The organism is Streptomyces glaucescens (assembly GCF_002154375.1).
GTDB lineage: Bacteria > Actinomycetota > Actinomycetes > Streptomycetales > Streptomycetaceae > Streptomyces > Streptomyces glaucescens.
The window spans coordinates 1-3,169 of record NZ_MUND01000635.1 but is presented as its reverse complement, the minus strand read 5'-3'; the positions used below and the strand labels follow the sequence as shown (position 1 = coordinate 3,169).

Annotated in this window: 4 protein-coding genes and 1 pseudogene; 2 read left to right on the top strand and 3 right to left on the bottom strand. The window is 73.0% G+C overall.

Annotated features, from left to right (window positions below; all coding sequences use genetic code 11):
• On the top strand, positions 1-255 hold a 255-nt coding region (locus tag CCN42_RS33660), incomplete at its 5' end, for an HAD family hydrolase (RefSeq protein ID WP_479688090.1).
• A 33-nt stretch (positions 256-288) separates the two neighbouring features.
• Here CCN42_RS33660 and CCN42_RS33655 read toward each other — a convergent pair.
• Entirely contained in the window at positions 289-504 is a 216-nt protein-coding gene (locus tag CCN42_RS33655) for a dodecin (protein ID WP_043505484.1), read from the bottom strand.
• Between the two features lie 227 nt (positions 505-731).
• Here CCN42_RS33655 and CCN42_RS33650 point away from each other — a divergent pair, with 227 nt between their 5' ends.
• Positions 732-2,000, top strand: a complete 1,269-nt coding sequence (locus CCN42_RS33650) for an extracellular solute-binding protein (protein WP_086741234.1) — start codon at positions 732-734, stop codon at positions 1,998-2,000.
• Positions 2,001-2,024: 24 nt separating this feature from the next.
• Here the strand turns inward: CCN42_RS33650 and egtD are convergent, their stop codons facing one another.
• Complete coding sequence (egtD, locus tag CCN42_RS33645) at positions 2,025-2,987, bottom strand: L-histidine N(alpha)-methyltransferase (protein ID WP_086741233.1); 963 nt, start codon at positions 2,985-2,987, stop codon at positions 2,025-2,027.
• Positions 2,984-3,169: pseudogene (locus CCN42_RS33640) on the bottom strand (class II glutamine amidotransferase); the annotation flags it as partial. The pseudogene CCN42_RS33640 and the gene egtD, both read right to left, overlap by 4 nt.

The following is a 3,169-nucleotide window of genomic DNA, read 5'->3' as shown; positions in this document are numbered from 1 at the left end:
GACTGGCTGGCCGCGCACGGTCTGCCCGAGGGGCGGGTGTACATGCGGCGCGACGACGACCGCAGGCCCGCCCGCTTCACCAAGCTGGCCATCCTGCGCCGCCTCGCCCGGACCCGGGAGATCCGGGTGCTCGTGGACGATGACGAACTGGTGTGCGAGGAAGCCGGGCGGGCCGGGTTCACCGTCCTCCAGGCGCGCTGGGCTACTCCCTCCGGCGAGCTGAAGGCCGCCCAGGAGAAGGAGGGGCGGACCTGACGGGCCCCGGGTGCGCCGGTCCGAGTGCTCGCGTCACTCCGCGTCCTCCAGCCGGAAGCCCACCTTCAGCCCGACCTGGTAGTGCGCGATCTGCCCGTTCTCGATCTGCCCCCGCACCTGGGTCACCTCGAACCAGTCGAGGTTGCGCAGGGTCTGTGAGGCGCGGGTGATGCCGTTGCGGACGGCCTGGTCCACGCCCTCGGGGGAGGTGCCGACGATCTCGGTGACCCGGTAGGTGTGGTTCGACATGGGTGCTCCTCTCCGCCGTGACCGCTGTGTCACGCGTCACTCCACCGTGCCCCACACCGCGGCGGACCGCGAGGCGTCCGCCTTCCGTCCCGGATCCCTTGACCTCCGCATTGGTCCATACCAAAATCCCACACACCCGTACGAGCCTTCCGCTCGTCCCCCCACGTCGGGCTTCCCTCGCCCTGTCCCCGCACAGAGCCCTGTCCCCAGACAGAACAGGACCCCTCGTGAGACGTCGCCGCCTGCTCGCCCTCTCCTGCGCCCTGACCGCCTCGCTCGTCACCGGCTGCGGGCTGGTGCCGGGCGACACCGGCCAGGAGCGGAGCACCGTCGTCGTCTGGCTGATGAAGGACAGCGCCTCCGAGGAGTTCCTGGACCGCTTCACCGAGGAGTTCGAACGCACCCACTCCGGCCTCGACCTGGACATCCGCATCCAGGAGTGGACCGGCATCGGCGAGAAGGTGCACGCCGCACTGGAGTCCGACGCCGCGGACGCCCCCGACGTGATCGAGGTCGGCAACACGCAGGTCCCGCAGTACATCGAGGGCGGCGGGCTGCTCGACCTCACTCTGGAGTCGATGCGGGACTGGGGCATGCGCGACTGGCTGCCCGGCCTCGCCGAGCCCGGACAGCAGCTGTCGGCGCAGTACGGCATCCCCTGGTACGCCGCCAACCGCGTCGTCGTCTACCGCAAGGACCTCTTCGAGCGGGCCGGGATCGCCGCCCCGCCCAGGACCCGCGACGAGTGGCTGGAGGCCACCGGGAAGCTGAACTCCGGTGGCGACCAGGGCATCTACCTCGCCGGTCAGGACTGGTACACGCTCGCCGGGTTCATCTGGGACGAGGGCGGCGACCTGGCCGAGGAGAGCGGCGGCAGCTGGCGCGGCTCCCTCGACACCCCGGCCGCCCTGCGCGGCATGGACTTCTACCGCCGCCTCCAGGCGCTCGGCTCGGGCCCGGTCGACGCGGACGAGGAACACCCGCCGCAGGCCGGGGTGTTCGCCGAGGGGCGGGTGGCGCAGATCGTCGCGGTGCCGGGGCTCGCCCGGGCGATCGTGCAGCGCAACCCCGGCCTGGAGGGCAAGCTGGGCTTCTTCCCCGTGCCCGGCAAGAGCCCCGACCGGCCCGGCGCCGTCTTCACCGGCGGCTCGGACCTCGTCGTACCGAAGAACACCGACGTCCGCGACGGCGCGGTCGCCGTCGTGGAGGCCCTCGCCGGGGCCAAGTGGAACACCGAGCTGGCCCGCACCATGAACTACGTGCCCAACAAGACGACCTTGGCCGGGAAGGTCGCGGACGAGGAGGGCGTCGCCGCCATGGCCGCCGGCGCGGCGCAGGGGCGGGCGACGCCCGCCACGCCCGACTGGGCGAACGTCGAGGCGGACAACCCCATCAAGGAGTACATGACGAAGGTGCTCACCGGCGCCGACCCGGCCACCGAGGCCCGCCGTGCCTCACGCCGGATCACCGAGGCGCTGACGGCACCGGCGGGCTGACCGGTGCCCCGGTCCGCCCGTCGCCTACCGCGCGACGCTCAGCGACAGCGCGAAACGGTCCTCGCCGTCCGTCCACCAGTGCGCCAGCTCCAGCCCGGCGGCGGCCAGTTCGGCGCGGATCCCCTCCTTGCGGAACTTCGCCGACACCTCGGTGCGCAGCTCCTCGCCCGCCGCGAACTCGACTCCCAGGCCCAGCGCCGGGATCTTCGCCGTCTGCGCGTGCCGGGAGCGCAGCCGCATCTCGATCCACTCGCGCTCGGGATCCCACAGCGCCACATGCGCGAAGGCGCCGGGGTCGAAGTCGGCGCCCAGCTCGCGGTTGACGACGGACAGCACGTTCCGGTTGAACGCGGCCGTCACCCCCGCGGCGTCGTCGTACGCCCGGACCAGCACCTCCTCGTCCTTGACCAGGTCGGTGCCGAGCAGCAGCGCGTCGCCCGGGGCGAGCAGGGCACGCGCCGCGGACAGGAAGTCGGCCCGCTCGGCGGGCAGCAGATTGCCGATCGTGCCCCCGAGGAACGCCAGCAGCCGGGGCCCCGGCGTGTCCGGCAGTTCCAGGCGGGCGGTGAAGTCGGCGATCAGCGCGTGCACGGCCAGGCCGGGCCGCTCCGCGACGAGCGCCTCCCCGGCCTGGGTGAGGGCGCTCTCGCTCACGTCGACCGGCACGTAGACCCGCAGGCCGGGGAACGCGTCGAGGAGGTGCCGGGTCTTGTCGGAGGAGCCGGAGCCCAGTTCCACCAGGGTGCGGGCGCCGGTCGCGGCGGCGATGTCGGCGGCACGGGCGATGAGGATCTCCCGCTCCGCGCGCGTCGGGTAGTACTCGGGCAGTTCGGTGATCCGCTCGAACAGCTCGCTGCCGTGCGCGTCGTAGAACCACTTCGGCGGCAGCGTCTTGGGCGTGGCGGTCAGACCGTGCAGGACGTCCGCGCGCAGGGCGGCGTCCGTGGCGTCCTCGGGGAGGGTGCGGGTGAGACGGAAAGGGCTCACGTGTGGGGCTCCTTGAGCGGTGCGGGATCCGGGGAGCGGCTCGGCTCCTTGAGCGGGGCGAGGCGCACTTCGGCGGGGCTCGCGGTGACCAGGGTGCGGTCCGGGACCTCGGTCCAGCGGGGGTCGTCGTCGTAGGGCTCGGACGCCACGACCGTGCCGCCGCCCGGCCGGGCCAGGTACCA

Coding starts and splice junctions, on each gene's coding strand:
- CCN42_RS33655 (WP_043505484.1), bottom strand. CDS start 504: ATGTCGAACCACACCTACCGGGTCACCGAGATCGTCGGCACCTCCCCC.